This is a genomic window from Pseudomonas sp. NPDC089547, assembly GCF_050280665.1.
GTDB lineage: Bacteria > Pseudomonadota > Gammaproteobacteria > Pseudomonadales > Pseudomonadaceae > Aquipseudomonas.
In genome coordinates, this window is record NZ_JBNNVS010000004.1 from 94666 (window position 1) to 110375 (window position 15710).

The window sequence follows — 15710 nt, forward strand, 5'->3', positions numbered from 1 at the left end:
AGGAGTACCGTACAGGCAAGCGCGTGCACGGATACCGGCCTGCGCCCGCCCACCGCGGGTTGCCAAGTGAAGCCTCAGGCCGGTCTCCGGGCTTGCGAGGGGCATGAAACCTTCACCTTCCCATGCACGTGCACAGTGGTATCTCGAAGGGTTCGCTCGCTTACCGTTGCGGGGGCAGCGCCGGACTTGTCGTGGGCAACACGACGCACCGTCTTCCCGTTTCACCTTGCGCACGGCGGCGCAGGGCACCTGAAACTGGCGCGCATCAGACCATTGAAACAGTGGGGCGTCAAATGCGCAGTAGAGCAGGCCAGGCCCTTTCGCGGGCTTGCCCGCTCCCACAGGTTTCTGCACAGACTTCGAAATCTGTGCTGTACCTGTGGGAGCGGGCAAGCCCGCGAAGAGGCCGAACCTGCCTTGGAGGGCTAGCGCCCTCGCCGACGCGACACCCGCGCTTCGATATTCTTGCGCCCGATCAGCAGTGGTGGTTTCTCCACCACCGGCTCATCCGCCAGCCATTTGTACATCACCAGGCAGTCCACCAGCCCCAGGCGCGCATGGCGATACGCCTTGGGCAAGCGGCCGACCGTCTCGAAACCCAGCTTGTGCCACAGTGCCACCGCCACTTCATTGCTGGCCACCACCGAGTTGAACTGCAGGGCCAGAAAGCCCTCCTGGCGTGCCAGCTTTTGCGAGTGCTCGCACATCAGCCGCGCCACGCCTCGGCCACGTGCCTGTTCGCAGACCATGTAGCCGCAATTGCCCACGTGCGCACCAGGCCCGGCGGCATTGGCCTTGAGGTAATACGAACCCAGCAACGCGCCATCCTCTTCGGCCACCAGCGTGTGCAATGGCAGCTCCAGCCACAACTGGCGCGCTTGTTCGAAGTTCAGGGCGGGGTCGAACGCGTAGGTTTCGCGGGCCTGGACGACGCCCTGGAAAGTGGGCCAGAAGCGTTCAAAGTCATCGGGCACCATGTGGCGAATATGGATCATGCGGGTTCCTGCAAGGGCTGGGCCGCCCAGTCTGTGGTGCACGGCGCCGTCGCGCAAGGGCGGCGACGCCGTTTGTGCTCAGCCGTTGGCCTTGCCCACAGCGTCCATGGCCCGTGCCGAGTACACCAGCGAGGCACCGGCGTTCATCGCGACGGCTACACCGAGTGCCTCGGCAATTTCCTCGCGGCTGGCGCCGTGTTTCACCGCCTGCTGCGAATGCACGGCGATGCAGCCGTCGCAGCGGGTGGTCACGGCTACGGCCAGTGAGATCAGCTCACGGGTCTTGGCGTCCAGGTGGTTGGTCTTGGCCCCTGCACCGCTGGCAGTCATGTAGCCGGCAACGGTGTCGGGGGAGAGTTGCTTGAGATCGCCGATTCCGGCCATCAACTGCTTACGGTAGGCGTCCCAGTCCATCATGCTCATCGTCTTCACCTTGGGGTGGTTGCGAGTGGAGCTATCAGGCTAGTCGAAGAGTGGCCAGTGCGAGGCTTGTACTTTGGTGGGTATGCAGCTGTACTTGTAGGAGCGGCCTTGCCGGGGCGCCGGACCGGTCGGAAAGGGCCGCAAAGCGGCCCCGGCTATATGTGCGGCGAAGCTGCAATCGTGGGGCCGCTACGCGGCCCTTTCGCGACACAAGGCCGCTCCTACAACGGGGGGCATTGAAGGTTCAGATGTAGATGAACACCAGCATCAGCGCTGCAACCACCGCCCACTTTTCCAGGTAGTAGCGCATGCGGTTGCGCTTTTTCATCGCTTTGCCACGCTCGCGGATCTTGTAGATGCGGGTAAACAGCCGGTTGATGCCGCCGGTCTTGTCGCCGGCATCGTTTGGTGCGGCAGCGGCGGCCATGACGTTGCGGCTGAACCAGCGGTTGAAGGCGGTTGCCCAGCGGTACTTGAGCGGGCGCTCGACGTCACAGAACAGGATGATGCGGTTGTGTTCGGTGGTGTTGGCGGCGTAGTGGATGTAGGTTTCGTCGAAGATCACACCCTCGCCATCGCGCCACGAATACTTCTCGCCGTCCACGTCGATGTAGCAACCGTCGTCGTTTGGCGTGTCCAGCCCAAGGTGATAGCGGTACGAGCCGGCATAGGGGTCGCGGTGACGCACCAGCTTGGCGCCCGGTGGCAGGGTGGCGAACATGGCGGCCTTGACCGTGCCGATGCCTTGCAGCAATTCGGTGGTGCGTGGGCACAGGGCCATCGCCGACGGGTGGCTTTCGCCGTACCACTTCAGGTAAAAGCGCTTCCACCCGGTCTTGAAGAACGAGTTGAAACCGACGTCGTCGTAGTTGTCGGACTTCTTGATTTCGCCCACGTGCAGCAGTTGGCGGCCTTCCTCGCGGATTTCCTGCCAGTGGTCCTGCAGCGGCTTCAGTTCGGGGAAGGCGTCGACCGGCAGGTAAGGCTTGGCCGGGAGCCTGGAAAACAGGTACAGGAAGCTGTTGACCGGGGCCAGGAAGCTGGAATGGTCACCCAGCTGGCGGGACAGCTTGTGACGAACCCGACCGCGTAGGTGAACATAGGCGATCGAGAGGGCGAAAATAAGTACGAGTGCAATTTTCATGGACGTTTACTTGTCGAAAAATGGCCATGCGCCATGGCATAAGCCCGCCAGCATAAACAATCATGGGGGTACTTTGTACTTATTGTTACGAAACGGTGGGGCGACATTGGTGTAATGCCCTACAGTCATGCGCAAACGTTTCATGTCAGGGAAATTGTATGGTTCAGGATACACGCCCCAGCGGTAGCCCGTTCAAACGGCTGTTCTTCGCCTTGCCAGTCAGCGATGCCCAGCGGCGTGCCCTGGCCCAGTGGCGACGGGGCCTGAACCTGCGCAGCGGCAAGCCGGTGCCGGCAGCCAACTTCCATGTCACGCTGCTGTTCCTCGGCGATGTGGATGCCGCCCAGGTACCGGCCATCTGCGCGGCGGTCGACCAATTGGCGCTGCCGGCCACGGCACCAAGGCTGTTGCTCGACCGTTTGCAGGTGTGGCAGCGCGCCAGCGCCCTGGTGCTGGAGGCACAGCAGGTGCCGCCGGCCCTGTTGCACCTGGTCTACGGGTTGCAGCAGGTATTGCTGCCGTTGGGGGTGGAAGCGGCCAACCGTGAGTATCGGCCGCATCTGACGCTGTCCAGGGATTACCGCGGGCAACCGCCCGAGGCCAGTAGCGCGCCGGACTTCTACCTCACTGCGCGCCACTTCACGCTCTACGAGTCGCGCAAGGGCGCTTACTGGCCCTTGGCGCAGTGGCCACTGGCAGACTGACCGTCAGAATGTCGGGGTGTACTTGACCGTCAGCATGAAGTTGCGTGGGTCGCCATAGTTGTTGCTGCCATTGAGCTGGTTGAAGCCGGCGACCCAGTACTTCTTGTCGAACAGGTTGTTGGCGTTGACGGCAACGTTCACTTCCGGGGTCAACTGATAGGCCAGGCGTGCGCTCCACACGGTGTAGCCAGGCACGGTGTAAGTGCGTTCGTAACCCAGCGTGTGGCTCTGGGTGGTAAAGCCGAGGCCTGTGCTCCAGCGCTGGCCGTCCAGCGGCAGGGTGTAATCGGCCCATGCGCGCAGCATGTGCTTGGGTGTCCACTGGCTGAATGTACGGCCTTTGTTATCGGGGTCATCGAGGAACTTGGTGGTGTTGTAGGTGTAGCCTGCGAACAGTTGCAGGCCACTGAGCACTTCGCCGCTGATTTCGGCTTCGACACCCTGGCTGCGCACCTTGCCCGCTGCGGTAGAGCAATACCAGTCATCGCAGGCGAAGCCCGAGGCCACATCGGTGACGGCACGGTTTTCCTGGTCATAGCGGAACAGGGCAATCGAGGCGTTGACCCGGCCGTCGAGCAGCTCACCCTTCAGGCCGGTTTCATAGTTGCTGCCGATGACCGGTTTGAGCGGCGTGTTACCCACCGCGCGTTCTGTTTGTGGCACGAACACATCGGTATAGCTGGCGTACCAGGCCCATTCGCGGGTCAAATCATAGATGAAGCCGGCATAAGGGGTGACTTCGCCCGATTCAGTCATGCGGCTGGTTGGATAGCGGGTACCCGGGTCGGTCAGGCTGTTGAAGTCGATCGAGTCCCAGCGGTAGTCGAACCAACTGACACGCGAACCAAGGATCAACGTCAGGTCCTGGGTAGGTTTGACGCGCCAGGCGCCGTACAGGCCTTTTTGGCGAATGTCGTAGCTGGCCCGGTTGGAGCGCGCCAGGTTGCCGTCGAACACACTGTCACGGCTGGGCTCTGGGCGGTCATGGTCGATGTCGAAGATGTTGCCGCCCGCGTCGAAATTGCGCCAGTAGGCGTCATCCGATGTCAGCTTGGCATAGTTGCCGCCCACGGTGATTTCATGGGCCAGCGGGCCCGTGTCGAAGTGGCCCACCACGTTCATGTCCAGGCCCAGTTTGGTCGAGTGAAAATCGGTAAGCCAGTCGGCGTAGGTGATGCCGCTGCCGTCTGGTTGAACCCCGACCCCGGTGCTCTGGACGCGCTGGTGAGTGGACGTGTTAACTTCATCCATGCGAACGGCTGCGGCCTTGAACGTCCAGTCATCGTTGAAGCGGTGTTCAAGGTCCAGATAGTAAGTAGTGACATCGTTTTCTGCGCGGCTCCAGCGTGCGCCGGTGTAGGTCGAACGTGGCAGGTCCACTGCCTGGCCGGTGGCATAGCGCGGGATGCCGCGCAGCATCGGCCGGGACTGCTGACGGCTGTAGCTGATACCGCCGCCTACTGTGGTTGCATCGTTCAGGTCGATGTCGAGCGCACCATACAACGAATGGTTTTTTGTCCAGACGTAGTCGATGAAGCTGTCACTCTGGTCTTCGTCAGCGACTACCCGCCCGCGCACCCGGCCGTCGCTCGTCAGCGGGCCGCCAGCATCGAGTTGCAGACCATAGTGGTCCCAGGAACCAGCCTTGCCTGTCAGCGTAACGGTCGGCGCCGCCTGGCCACGCTTGCGCACCAGGTTGATCGCCCCACCCGGGCTGCCGGTGCCTTGTAGCAGGCCAGAGGCACCGCGCAGCACCTCCACGCGGTCGAAGAACACCAGGTCCTGGGTTGCCCAGTTGCCCAGCGAATAATTGCTTCGCTGAATCGGCACACCGTCGTACTGCCAGTCATCAATCTGGAAACCACGCGAGGTCACCACCACGCCCGGGCCAATGCCCTGTGCACCCACAATACCGGTGGTGTGGTTGAGCGCGTCCTGCAAGTCGGTAATGCCCTGGTCATCCAGTTGCTTGCGGGTGATGACGGTGACCGACTGCGGTATCTCCTTGAGCGTGTGTCTGCCTTTGCCCAGGGTAACGGCGCGCGCGGCATACGAGCCCGTGCCTTCGCTGGTCGCACCCATATAGTTGTCGGTGATGTTGGTGCTGCCCAGCTCCATGACGTCGCTGCCCAGGTTGCCGGGAGCCACACTGAAATGGCCTTCGGCAGAAACCCGCAACTGCAAGCCGCTACCGGCCAGTGCGGCTTGCATGGCCTGCTCGGCACTCATCTGGCCGACCACGGCAGGCGCCTGCTTGCCGCGCACCAGTTCAGGCTCCAGCGCAATGATGTGGCCGCTCTGGCTGGCGATGCGGTTGAGCGTGTGGGCCAGGCTGGCGGGTGGCAGGTCGAACATCTGGGTCTGCGCCTGGGCAAGTACGTTGAAGCTGGCCAGGGCAACGACCAGCGGCAGGGCGCGGGGCAAGGGGTTGTACACGGATTACTCCCGAATGAAGTGGCTGTCAGGAGGTATGTGGGACGAACCCGAAAAACTTGCCACGACTGCGAATGATGTTGATAAATATTTTGATCAAGCGGTTTTCAGGTCGATCAGCATCAGCCACGGGCCATAGCGCTCAACGCTGATTGGCAGGGCTTCGGCCAACGCCTTCAACGCTTGATGTGGCTGGTCCAGGGGGAACACGCCTTGTACCCGCAGGTCGCGGACTGCGGGGGCTAGCCGAATGTAGCCACGCTGGTAGGGGCGCAGCGCGTCCACCACCACATGCAGGGGCTCGTCGAGCACCTCCAGGCGGCCCTCCAGCCAGGCAGCACGTTGCTGTTGCTCGCCCGTCAGCCGCTCAATGGCATTACTGCGCAGCAGGGCAGCCTGGCCTTGTTGCAGCTCGGCCCACTGCCCATCGGCGAGGCTGGCGCGGACACTGTGCTCCAGCACCACCACCCGGGTGGCGTCCTGCTCCTGGCTGACCAGAAAACGTGTCCCCAATGCCTGGACCTGCCCTTGCGCGGTGCGAACGCGCAAGGGGCGTAGTGGATCGCGCGCCACCTGGATCAGCAACTCGCCATGGCGAAGCACCAGCAGCCGCTGCCCGGCATCGAACTGCACGTCGACAGCACTGGCACTGTTCAGGCTCAAGCGGCTGCCGTCTGCCAAGGTAAAGGTGCGTCGCTCGCCACGGCCTGTGTGCAAGTCGGCCAGCCAGCCTTGGGTGGTGTCGCTGCGCCACCCACCCCACAACGCTGCGCCGAACAGCCCGAGGCTGGCCATGGCGCCCAGTACGTCACGCCGTGAGCGGGTAGGTTGCATCAGCAATCGGCGTGCCTCTGCGGCTTGGCCGGGGGCCCGCTGATCCAGCGCGTGCAACGCGGCGAACGGCTGGCCAAGGCGTTGTTCCAGGCGGCTCCAGGCCTGTTGGTGAGCAGGGTCCTGCTGCAACCACAGCCTGACCCGTTGCAGCAGCGCTGGGTCGGGCGTGGCGGACCTGAGCTCGACCATCCAGTCGATGGCCTGCTCGCTGACCCGGTCGAGGGCTGGCCTGCTCATGCCTGCACTTCGCACAGGTAGCATTGGCCCAGCGCCTGTTTCATGTAGCGGCTTACAGAACGCTCGCTGATCTTCAGCTTTGCGGCAATGTCGGCGTAGTGCATGCCGTCGAGCTGGCTATAGAGGAAGGTGGCTTTGACCACGGCTGGCAAGCCGTCCAGAGCCTGATCGATGGTCACCAGGGCCTCGATCAGCAGCAGTTGCTCCTCTGCCGAGGGCGCTACGGCCTCCGGCAGCCGCGCCAGGTGTTCCAGATAGGCTTGCTCCAGCTGGCGGCGGCGATAGCGGTCGAAGATCAGCCGGCGAGCGATGATGGTGAGGTAGGCGCGCGGCTGCTGAATGCTGTCTGGGTCGACACGTGCACCGAGCATCTGGCAGAACGTTTCGGCGGCGGTGTCCTCGGCGTCTGCGTGGTTGCGCAGGCGTTTGTGGATGTGCTGGAGCAACCAGCGATGGTGGTCGCTGAAGAAAAAGCCCAGCTTACGGCTCGATATGCTGTCCAACGCCTGGCTTCCGGTTGTGAGTGTGAATCGTTCTCAATGGTAGCCGGGTCGTCTGATTTCCTGCAACGGGGCCACCCAATTAAACCGGCAGGCTCTGATACGGCAATTCATCCCCCGGGCTGCGCTCGAACTGGCGCTTGTACTCGCGGCTGAACTGCGATGTGCTCTGGTAGCCCACCCGGTGTGCAGCCTGTGCCACCCCCAGGCCTTCGCCGATCAGCATCTGCTGCGCCTTGAGTAGCCGCAAGCGCTTCAGGTACTGCATCGGCGCCATGTCGGTGCAGCGCTTGAAGTGCTCATGAAAGGTCGAAACGCTCATGTTGGCCCGCGCGGCCAGTGCTTCTACGCTCAGCGGCTCGGCGTAATGCGCACGCAGGTGGGCGAGGGCGGCGCCGATGCGGGCGAAGTGCCCCTGTTGTTCCACCAGTGCCAGCAACACGCCGGCCTGCGGGCCGCGTAGCGCGGTATACAGCACCTCGCGTACACGCGCCGGGCCCAGCACCTTGGCGTCCAGCGGGTGCTGCAAGCAGTGCAGCAGCCGTTCAACGCTGTCGCGCATGGGGGCATCCAGTGCTGCCGAGGTCATCGACTGCGGTGTTTGTGCCTGCACTGCAGCTTCTGGCGCCAGGTCCATGCTTTGCACCAGTTCAGCCAGCACGCCACGGTCGATGTCCACTGCCACGCCCAGCAATGGCGCGTCAGGGGTGGCGAAGGTTTCGCACATGAATGGCACCGACAAGGCCTGCACCAGGTAATGCCCGGCGCCGTACTCCAGGGTGCGCGGCCCCAGGCGCGCCAGTTTGCTGCCCTGGGCCAGGATCATCAGGCTGGGCTCGTAGATCTGCGGGCTGCTGGCTACATAGTGGTCCCAGCTCAGCACCTGTACCTGAGGCAGGTGCGTGGGTACGAAGCCTGGGCGCGTGGCAAGGCTGCGGATTAGCGCGCAAAGCGGCGCATTGGCGTCGACGTGGCGGGTCAGTTGCATGGCGGACCAGGTGGCAGAGAATCAGACAGCTTAATCATCGCAGATTGGCGGCTGGGTGCCAGGCGCTGGGTGGCATGTTCGGAGAATCAGGCATGGATGCCGGAGAATCAGCCGTGGGCGTAACGCAGTTGGGCGCGCAGAATGCGCCGCCTGAATCGTTTCACTTCACAGCGAGGCCCTGCATGTACACCGCGATCGGTTACGCCGCCCAAACCCCCACCAGCCCCTTGGCCCCCATGACCTTCGAGCGCCGCAGCCCGCGCCCGGACGATGTCGCCATCGAGATCCTCTACTGCGGCGTGTGCCACTCCGACATCCACCAGGCACGCAACGAATGGGGCATTGCCGTGTATCCGCTGATGCCTGGCCACGAGATCATCGGCCGGGTTACGGCGGTGGGCGACCAGGTCACCGGGCACAAGGTCGGTGACCTGGTCGGTGTCGGCTGCATGGTCGATTCATGCCGCCACTGCGAGGCCTGCGCCAAGGACCTTGAGCAGTACTGCCTGGAAGGCCCGACCATGACCTACGCCACCCCGGACCGGGTCGACGGCAGCAACACCATGGGCGGTTACTCCAGCAGCATCGTGGTCAGCGAGCACTTCGTGCTGCGCATCCCGGCCGGCATGGACCTGCCCAGCGCCGCGCCTATCCTGTGCGCCGGCATTACCACCTATTCGCCACTCAAGCACCACGGCGTGGGCCCGGGCCACAAGGTCGGCATCCTCGGCATGGGCGGGCTGGGTCACATGGGCATCAAGCTGGCCAAGGCCTTGGGTGCCGAAGTGACCTTGTTCACCCGCTCGCAGGCCAAGGCCGAAGAAGCCCGCCGCCAGGGGGCTGACCATGTGATCGTGTCCACCGATGCCGAACAGATGCGCGCTGCTGCCGGCCGCTTCGATTTCCTGCTCGACACCATCCCGGTGCAGCACGACCTTAACCCGTACCTGGAAACGCTGAAGTTCGATGGCGTGCACATCCTGGTCGGCCTGATCGAACCGATTGATCCGCCAGTGCATGCGGCCAACCTGGTGATGAAGCGCCGGGTGCTGGCGGGGTCGTTGATCGGGGGCATTGCCGAGACCCAGGAAGTGCTGGACTTCTGTGCCGAGCACGGCATCCGTTGCGATATCGAACTGCTGGACATTCGCAATATCAACCAGGCCTATGAGCGGATGATTGCCGGTGATGTGAAGTACCGGTTCGTGATCGACATGGCCACGCTACAAGGCTGATTGGTCGGTTGCCTGCACTGGCCTCTTCGCGGGCTTGCCCGCTCCCACAGTTACTGCACCGCTTTCGAAGTTGCTGCGGTCCCTGTGGGAGCGGGCAAGCCCGCGAAGAGGCCGGTACAGACAACAAAGTTGCTGGACCTTTTACCAGGCCATCGCCTTGTCCCAGCCCTTCCAGAACAACCACCGCCGCACCTCGCCATGCGCCCCGGTGCCGATCTGCCACTCCGGCCGCCCGCTCCCCAGTGCAATCACCGACACAATCCCTGCATGGCTCGCCGCTATCAGCGTTTGCCCGTCGGCGCTGATGTCCATGGCACTGATGGTCGACCCCAGATAATGCTGCCAATGCTCGGTGCCGTCCTCGCCAAACGCCCTCAGGTAGCCGTAGGCGTCACCCACAATGTACTCGCCATCGCGCGCCACACCGGCATACACCCGAGCGCCATCCTGCACCAGCGGAGTGCGCGGGTCCTGGCTGTAGTAGTCGGTGTACAACCCGGGCAAGTCCGCCACGCTTACCGCCAGCGTGGCCCCGCCGTAGAAGTGGCAGGCATTGAGGATCAATTGGTCACCGGCACTGTTGAACAGCGCAAAGTGGGGGTACTCGCTGCCGGGACCGATTTCAGCCACCAGCCTGTACTGGTCGTCCAGTACCAGGTGCCGGCTGCCTTGCTCACCCACCACGATCAGGCGGCCGTCCGCCGACACTGCACCATGCTCCATGCTCAGCCCCAGGCTGATGTCTTCCGGCTCGGTACCTTCGGCCAGCTCATCGAGCACCCGCGTTTGATGCGGCAGAAGGCGAATTGCGCCCTCAGCGGTCAGTACAAAAATACCCTCCGCACTGACCAGCAGCACCCGCTGGCCGTCCGGGAAGGGGATCAGCGCGGTCGGCGTGGGCGGCAGGTCGAATGGCTCGAACGGGTACCCCGCTGGCAACCCTTCCAGCCCGGTGGGCCAAGCCAGGCGCTGCACCTGCGGGCCGCCCCAGCCATCGGTCACCCGCACGCCCTCGGCATTGGCCAGGGCAAAGTAGCGGCGCGCCGGGCAACGGCCAAAGTGCTCGATGCCGATGACCGGGGTTACCCCATGGTGGTCGATACGCACGACCTGGCCCTTGTCGCCGGGCATGCCGATGCGGGCCAGCAGGCTGCCATCGTCCAGCAGCAGGATTTTGCCGATTCCCTGGCCGTGGTCATCGAGCAACGGTATCAAGGGGTGATGTGCAGGTGGCCAGGCCTCGCGGAAGGCTTGGCGCTGCTGTTCGTCGGCGCCAGGGCGATTGGCTGCCTGCAGGGCTGCCAGCCAGGCGTCGAGCAGGTGCCCGGTGGCGGGTACTTGCGGCTCTTCGAGGTTGTCCCAGCCTTGCGCACGGCTCTGCGCGACATAGTCGTTGACGGCCTGGGCATAGGCGGTTACCGCCTGCCGCCACTGTTGCTGGGGGTGCTGCTTGTCCATGAGCGAATCGGGCTCCTTGTTGCACACGCGTTTCAAGCAAAGCGCGCATGGTACTCCTTCTGCCTGCCTCGCGGTTGTGAGGCTCTGGCTTGACGCGTACCATGCCGGGCATTCCTATCAATAACAAAGCGCACATCGGCAGCCCTGCAAGCGGGTGGCTGGCGTGCGACCTGTTGCCTTGCCTGCGGAGAAGCAGTTTCCAGCCATGAACGGACCCATACCCACCCATGTACCACCCACCACGGGCACTGGTAGCTGGCTGAGCGTCATCGCCCTGGCCCTGGCGGCTTTTATCTTCAATACCACCGAGTTCGTTCCGGTGGCGTTATTGAGTGATATTGGCCGCAGCTTCGACATGACCACCGCCCAGGTCGGCCTGATGCTGACTATCTATGCCTGGGTCGTGGCGCTGGCTTCGCTGCCGATGATGCTGCTGACCCGCAACATTGAACGGCGGCGGCTGCTGTTGTTCGTGTTCCTGGTGTTCATTGTCAGCCACGTGCTGTCGTGGCTGTCGCAGAGCTTTGCCATGTTGCTGGTCAGCCGTATCGGCATTGCCTTGTCGCATGCGGTGTTCTGGGCGATCACCGCCTCGCTGGCGGTGCGTGTGGCGCCACCCGGGCAGCAGGCCAAGGCGTTGGGCTTGCTGGCCACCGGCACCACCCTGGCCATGGTCTTGGGCATTCCGCTGGGGCGTGTGGTGGGCGAAGCGCTGGGCTGGCGCATCACGTTCCTGAGTATTGCCGGCGTGGCGTTGGCCACCATGCTGTGCCTGATGAAGTCGCTGCCACTGCTACCCAGCCAGAACTCCGGCTCGCTGCGCAGCCTGCCGATCCTGTTCAAGCGCCCGGCGCTGGTCATCACCTATGTGCTGGTGACGCTGGTGATTACCGCGCAGTTCACCGCCTACAGCTACATCGAACCGTTCGCCCTGCATGTGGCGCAGATCGGCGGTGAGCGCACCACGCTGCTCTTGTTGCTGTTTGGTGGCGCCGGGGTATTCGGTTCGTTGCTGTTCAGCCGCTACAGCGACCGCTTCCCCCATGGGTTCCTGGTGGGTTCGATTGGCCTGTTGGCGCTGTGCCTGCTGTTGCTGCTGCCGCTGTCGGGCAACTTCTATGCGTTCGCGGTGCTGAGCATGTTCTGGGGCGTGGCGATTCTCAGCTTCAGCCTGTCGCTGCAGTCCAAGACCTTGAAGCTGGCATCCGATGCCACCGACGTGGCCATGGCGTTGTTCTCGGGCATCTACAACATTGGGATTGGCGGTGGTGCGCTGCTGGGCAGTATCGTCAGCAGCCAGATGGACGTGGCGGATATCGGCCTGGTGGGCGGTAGCGTGGCGGTGGTCGGGTTGGTGCTGGCGGTGGCCAGCACCCGGCGCTTCCGTGAGGCACTGGGGGGCGGCCTCAAGGCCTCTGAATGACAGTGCCGGCCTCTTCGCGGGCAAGCCCGCTCCCACAGGTCATGCATCGCTCTTGAGGGTGATGCAGTACCTGTGGGAGCGGGCTTGCCCGCGAAGAGGCCGGTATTGGCAACTAAAGGCTCAAGCCAGCACGGCAGCCCAAGCAGACACCAGCAACACCCCCGCCAACACCTGGTTGAACACCTGCAACCGCCTCGGCGTCTGTAACCACCGGGCGCTACCCACCCCCAGCATCGCCCAAGCCGTCATGCTCGGCAGGGCAATCAGCAAGAACACCAGCGCCAGCTGCCACACCGGCAGCGTCGGTGCGGCAAACACCCCGACCACCGCCACGGCCATCAGCCACACCTTGGGGTTCACTACCTGCAACGAGGCTGCGCTGACCGCACTGAACCCTTGCGCGGTAGCCGCCTGCAGCGGTGCGGCAGCACTGCGCAGCATTTTCCACGCCAGCCAGCTCAGCCATAACACCCCGGCCCAGCTCATCAACTGTTGAGCCATGGGGTGGCGCAACAGCAGCTCACCCAGCCCCAGGCCGACCACCAGCACAATCCCCGCCGCCGCGCCACAGGCCGCCACGATCGGTGCCAGGCTCGCACGTAGCCCCACGCGTGCACCATGGGCCAGGACCAACAGGTTGGTCGGCCCCGGGCTTATGCTGGACACCAGGGCGAACAGAATGAAGGGTAACAACGACTGCGACATGGTTCAGGGCTCCGGGATATCGAAGCACCATGCTCGCCCCTGGCAGGCGTTCAGTCTGGAAGGTTTGAGCAGCGCCTGCGGTAGTCGGCCGGCGTCAGCTGATAGGCGCGGCGGAACCAGCGCCCCAGGTGGCTTTGATCGGCAAAGCCCAAGGTCATGGCCACTTCGGCAGGTGTCTGGCCCCGGGCGAGCAGGCGCCGGGCCCGCGCCAGGCGCAGCTGGATCAGGTAGGCATGCGGCGCCAGGCCGAACGCGGCCTTGAAGGCGCGGGTCAGGCGGAAGCGGTCGATGCCACACGCCTGTGCCAGGTCTTCCAGGCCAATGTCGCGCTCCAGGTTGGCGTGCAGGTAGTCACGTGCCCGCTGCGCGGTCAGCGGCAGGCGCGGGTCGGGGTTGACGCGGCGGCGCCAGTGCAGGTGGCGGGTCAGGCAGGCCAGCAGGTCGTCCATGGCCGTTTGCCGGACGATACGCAAGTCCTGGCTGTGCACGGCCTGGAAGGAGAGGGCGGTGGCCCGCGCCAGGCGTTCGTCGTGGCACAGGGTATCGGCAAAGCTGGGCAGGCTGTCGCCCGGTGCATGTTCGAAAAGTGCCCGCAGTTGGCTGTCTACCCAGGCCGGTTCCAGGTAAAGGGTGGAATAGGTGAAACCGTCCTCGGTGGGGGCATGGCCGTTGTGTATTTCGCCAGGTTCCAGCAGGAATACGTGCCCCGGCGTGCTGCGGTGGCGTACGCGCCGGCAATCGAACTGCTGCACGCCCTGTTCGGTCACGCCAACCAGAAAGCTGTCGTGCCAGTGCGGGTCGTAGGCATGCCCGACGAAATGTGCACGGACCGACTCGATGCCGGTGTCGGCGTCTTGCTTGAGGTCGATCCAGTTGCTCATGAACGTGTACCGTAGGCGCAAATGCCTACCTTAGCGTAACGGCCCGGCTCAGTCTGGAACGATTGTGCAGCCGTTGGTCAGCGCCCGGCTGTGCAGGCCCTCGAAGCGCTCGCGCAGCCACAGATGCAGTTGCGATACCGCAGGCGAGAGTTGCTTGCGGTGTGGGCACACCAACGTAACCGGCACGGATTCGCCGAGGTATTCGGGCAGGATGATCTCCAGTTCGCCAGCGGCAATGTTGGCGCTGACGTCCAGCCAGGATTTGTAGACGATGCCTTCACCTTGCAGGGCCAGGCGGCGGATTACATCGGCATCGTCGCTGATCAGGGGCCCGCTGACCTGTACGGTACGGTTGCCCACCTGCCATTTGTCGTACACCCGGTTGTGCTGCATGTACAGCAGGCAGGCATGCTGTTGCAGGGCTTCGGGCGTGAGCGGGTGGCCGTGGCGGGCCAGGTAGTCGGGGGAGGCCACCAGCACCCGGCGGTTCCAGCTGGCCAGGGGCAGGGCGATGTAGTTGGCGTCCTGGTTGAGGCCATAGCGAATCGCCACATCCACGGGGTCGCGGTTCAGGTCGGCAATCTGGTCGGACAGAAAGAAGCGCAGGTGCAGTGCCGGGTGCTCGCGGCGGAAGGCGCTAAGCCAGGGCAGCAGCATGTTGCGGCCCATGTCGGAGGGTGCCGATACCTGCAAAGTACCCCGCAGTTTGCCTGGGTTGCCATGCAGGTCTTCATGGCCCTGACGCAAGCTCTCCAGCACATTCAGTGCGGTGGGCAAATAGCGCTCGCCTTCGGCGGTCAGGCGCAAGCTGCGGGTGGTGCGGGCAAACAGGCGCACGTCCAGGTCACGCTCCAGGCGCTTGATCGCGGCGGCTACCTGGCCAGGCAGCAGGCCTGCTTCATGGGCCGCAGCGGTAAAGCTGCCCAGCACGCTGCTGCGGGCGAACAGTTCAAGGTCGGTGATGCGCAGCATCTTCACTCCAGATGTGAAAGTGTTGCTGAATCTTCCCACTTTTTCTTTTCTGCGGGAAAGATAAGATGCCCGGCAAATCCCCTGTTCAATGCTGGAGTTGTTGCATGGATACCGTCTCCCTGGCCAAGCGCCGCTACACCACCAAAGCCTACGATGCCTCGCGCCGTATTCCCCAGGCCACTGTCGACGCCCTGCTGGAACAACTGCGCCACAGCCCGTCCTCGGTCAACTCCCAGCCTTGGCACTTCATTGTTGCCGACAGTGCCGAAGGCAAGGCTCGCCTGGCCAAGAGCACCACGGATGGCTACGCCTACAACACGCCGAAGCTGCTTGATGCCTCGCACGTGATCGTATTCTGCACTCGCACCGAAATGACCGAGGCGCACTTGAACGCAGTGCTCGACCAGGAAGCTGCCGATGGCCGGTTCCGTGATGAGCAGGCGCGTGCCGGGCAGAACCAGAGCCGCCGCCACTACGTCAACCTGCACCGCCATGACCACAAGGACGTGCAGCACTGGATGGAAAAGCAGACGTATCTTGCCTTGGGAACGGCGTTGCTGGGCGCAGCGGCCCATGGCCTGGATGCCACGCCGATCGAAGGCTTCGATAGCAAGGTCCTCGACGCCGACCTGGGGCTGCGTGAGCGTGGCTTTACCAGTGTGGTGATCCTCTGCCTCGGCTATCGCGCCGAAACGGACTTCAACGCCGGGCTTAACAAGTCGCGCCTGCCGGCCTCGCAGGTGTTCACGTTCCTGTAAGGTCGCCGGCTTGCACAAGC

General features: G+C 63.7%; 15 protein-coding genes and 1 riboswitch. Of the genes, 4 read left to right on the plus strand and 11 right to left on the minus strand.

Annotation, left to right across the window (positions count from 1 at the left end):
• Positions 1–60: 60 nt before the first annotated feature.
• Positions 61–268: riboswitch (cobalamin riboswitch) on the minus strand.
• Between the two features lie 157 nt (positions 269–425).
• From ACQKPZ_RS04245 to lpxO, 3 genes are all read right to left on the minus strand, one after another.
• Entirely contained in the window at positions 426–995 is a 570-nt protein-coding gene (locus ACQKPZ_RS04245; RefSeq protein WP_427535728.1) for an N-acetyltransferase family protein, read from the minus strand.
• A 78-nt stretch (positions 996–1073) separates the two neighbouring features.
• Positions 1074–1418: a carboxymuconolactone decarboxylase family protein gene (locus ACQKPZ_RS04250; RefSeq protein WP_427535730.1), complete on the minus strand. Its 345-nt coding sequence runs from the start codon at positions 1416–1418 to the stop codon at positions 1074–1076.
• A 244-nt stretch (positions 1419–1662) separates the two neighbouring features.
• On the minus strand, positions 1663–2562 hold the full coding sequence (lpxO, locus tag ACQKPZ_RS04255) for a lipid A hydroxylase LpxO (RefSeq protein ID WP_427535732.1): 900 nt from the start codon (positions 2560–2562) through the stop codon (positions 1663–1665).
• Between the two features lie 158 nt (positions 2563–2720).
• Between lpxO and thpR the strand changes: the two genes are divergently transcribed.
• Positions 2721–3266 (plus strand): RNA 2',3'-cyclic phosphodiesterase, encoded by a 546-nt coding sequence (gene thpR / locus ACQKPZ_RS04260; protein WP_427535734.1) that lies wholly within the window; start codon positions 2721–2723, stop codon positions 3264–3266.
• Between the two features lie 3 nt (positions 3267–3269).
• Here thpR and ACQKPZ_RS04265 read toward each other — a convergent pair whose 3' ends face one another.
• From ACQKPZ_RS04265 to ACQKPZ_RS04280, 4 genes are all read right to left on the minus strand, one after another.
• The gene (locus ACQKPZ_RS04265) at positions 3270–5702 is read right to left on the minus strand and encodes a TonB-dependent siderophore receptor (protein WP_427535736.1); all 2433 of its coding nucleotides are present in this window, start codon (positions 5700–5702) and stop codon (positions 3270–3272) included.
• 93 nt (positions 5703–5795) lie between these two features.
• Complete coding sequence (locus ACQKPZ_RS04270; RefSeq protein ID WP_427535737.1) at positions 5796–6770, minus strand: FecR family protein; 975 nt, start codon at positions 6768–6770, stop codon at positions 5796–5798.
• Complete coding sequence (locus ACQKPZ_RS04275) at positions 6767–7273, minus strand: sigma-70 family RNA polymerase sigma factor (RefSeq protein ID WP_427535739.1); 507 nt, start codon at positions 7271–7273, stop codon at positions 6767–6769. The genes ACQKPZ_RS04270 and ACQKPZ_RS04275 overlap by 4 nt, the downstream gene beginning before the upstream one ends.
• Before the next feature lie 79 nt (positions 7274–7352).
• A complete protein-coding gene (locus ACQKPZ_RS04280; protein ID WP_427535740.1) occupies positions 7353–8258 on the minus strand; it encodes an AraC family transcriptional regulator N-terminal domain-containing protein in 906 nt (301 codons plus the stop codon).
• A gap of 182 nt (positions 8259–8440) precedes the next feature.
• On the opposite strand from ACQKPZ_RS04280, the gene calA reads away from it, so the two are divergent.
• Positions 8441–9493, plus strand: coding sequence for a vanillin reductase (calA, locus tag ACQKPZ_RS04285; RefSeq protein ID WP_427535742.1), 1053 nt, complete (start codon positions 8441–8443; stop codon positions 9491–9493).
• A 141-nt stretch (positions 9494–9634) separates the two neighbouring features.
• Here calA and ACQKPZ_RS04290 read toward each other — a convergent pair whose 3' ends face one another.
• Positions 9635–10951, minus strand: coding sequence for a hypothetical protein (locus ACQKPZ_RS04290; protein WP_427535744.1), 1317 nt, complete (start codon positions 10949–10951; stop codon positions 9635–9637).
• A gap of 205 nt (positions 10952–11156) precedes the next feature.
• Between ACQKPZ_RS04290 and ACQKPZ_RS04295 the strand changes: the two genes are divergently transcribed.
• Positions 11157–12374, plus strand: a complete 1218-nt coding sequence (locus ACQKPZ_RS04295; RefSeq protein ID WP_427535746.1) for a sugar transporter — start codon at positions 11157–11159, stop codon at positions 12372–12374.
• 120 nt (positions 12375–12494) lie between these two features.
• On the opposite strand, the gene ACQKPZ_RS04300 is transcribed toward ACQKPZ_RS04295, so the two are convergent.
• From ACQKPZ_RS04300 to ACQKPZ_RS04310, 3 genes are read right to left on the minus strand one after another with little or no spacing between them, the layout of a single operon-like run.
• Positions 12495–13079 (minus strand): LysE family translocator, encoded by a 585-nt coding sequence (locus ACQKPZ_RS04300; protein ID WP_427535748.1) that lies wholly within the window; start codon positions 13077–13079, stop codon positions 12495–12497.
• A gap of 50 nt (positions 13080–13129) precedes the next feature.
• Positions 13130–13960 carry an AraC family transcriptional regulator gene (locus tag ACQKPZ_RS04305; RefSeq protein WP_427535750.1) on the minus strand — a complete coding sequence of 277 codons (831 nt, stop codon included), beginning with the start codon at positions 13958–13960 and terminating at the stop codon, positions 13130–13132.
• 48 nt (positions 13961–14008) lie between these two features.
• Positions 14009–14932 (minus strand): LysR family transcriptional regulator, encoded by a 924-nt coding sequence (locus ACQKPZ_RS04310; protein WP_427535752.1) that lies wholly within the window; start codon positions 14930–14932, stop codon positions 14009–14011.
• A gap of 104 nt (positions 14933–15036) precedes the next feature.
• Here ACQKPZ_RS04310 and nfsB point away from each other — a divergent pair, with 104 nt between their 5' ends.
• Positions 15037–15690, plus strand: a complete 654-nt coding sequence (nfsB, locus tag ACQKPZ_RS04315; protein WP_427535754.1) for an oxygen-insensitive NAD(P)H nitroreductase — start codon at positions 15037–15039, stop codon at positions 15688–15690.
• Positions 15691–15710: the final 20 nt, after the last annotated feature.

What these genes read in the sequence shown, in the direction of transcription:
- lpxO (WP_427535732.1), bottom strand. Translation starts at nt 2,562, where the DNA reads ATGAAAATTGCACTCGTACTTATTTTCGCCCTCTCGATCGCCTATGTT.
- thpR (WP_427535734.1), top strand. Translation starts at nt 2,721, where the DNA reads ATGGTTCAGGATACACGCCCCAGCGGTAGCCCGTTCAAACGGCTGTTC.
- calA (WP_427535742.1), top strand. Translation starts at nt 8,441, where the DNA reads ATGTACACCGCGATCGGTTACGCCGCCCAAACCCCCACCAGCCCCTTG.
- ACQKPZ_RS04250 (WP_427535730.1), bottom strand. Translation starts at nt 1,418, where the DNA reads ATGAGCATGATGGACTGGGACGCCTACCGTAAGCAGTTGATGGCCGGA.
- ACQKPZ_RS04290 (WP_427535744.1), bottom strand. Translation starts at nt 10,951, where the DNA reads ATGGACAAGCAGCACCCCCAGCAACAGTGGCGGCAGGCGGTAACCGCC.
- ACQKPZ_RS04280 (WP_427535740.1), bottom strand. Translation starts at nt 8,258, where the DNA reads ATGCAACTGACCCGCCACGTCGACGCCAATGCGCCGCTTTGCGCGCTA.
- ACQKPZ_RS04295 (WP_427535746.1), top strand. Translation starts at nt 11,157, where the DNA reads ATGAACGGACCCATACCCACCCATGTACCACCCACCACGGGCACTGGT.
- ACQKPZ_RS04310 (WP_427535752.1), bottom strand. Translation starts at nt 14,932, where the DNA reads ATGCTGCGCATCACCGACCTTGAACTGTTCGCCCGCAGCAGCGTGCTG.
- ACQKPZ_RS04245 (WP_427535728.1), bottom strand. Translation starts at nt 995, where the DNA reads ATGATCCATATTCGCCACATGGTGCCCGATGACTTTGAACGCTTCTGG.
- nfsB (WP_427535754.1), top strand. Translation starts at nt 15,037, where the DNA reads ATGGATACCGTCTCCCTGGCCAAGCGCCGCTACACCACCAAAGCCTAC.
- ACQKPZ_RS04305 (WP_427535750.1), bottom strand. Translation starts at nt 13,960, where the DNA reads ATGAGCAACTGGATCGACCTCAAGCAAGACGCCGACACCGGCATCGAG.
- ACQKPZ_RS04270 (WP_427535737.1), bottom strand. Translation starts at nt 6,770, where the DNA reads ATGAGCAGGCCAGCCCTCGACCGGGTCAGCGAGCAGGCCATCGACTGG.
- ACQKPZ_RS04300 (WP_427535748.1), bottom strand. Translation starts at nt 13,079, where the DNA reads ATGTCGCAGTCGTTGTTACCCTTCATTCTGTTCGCCCTGGTGTCCAGC.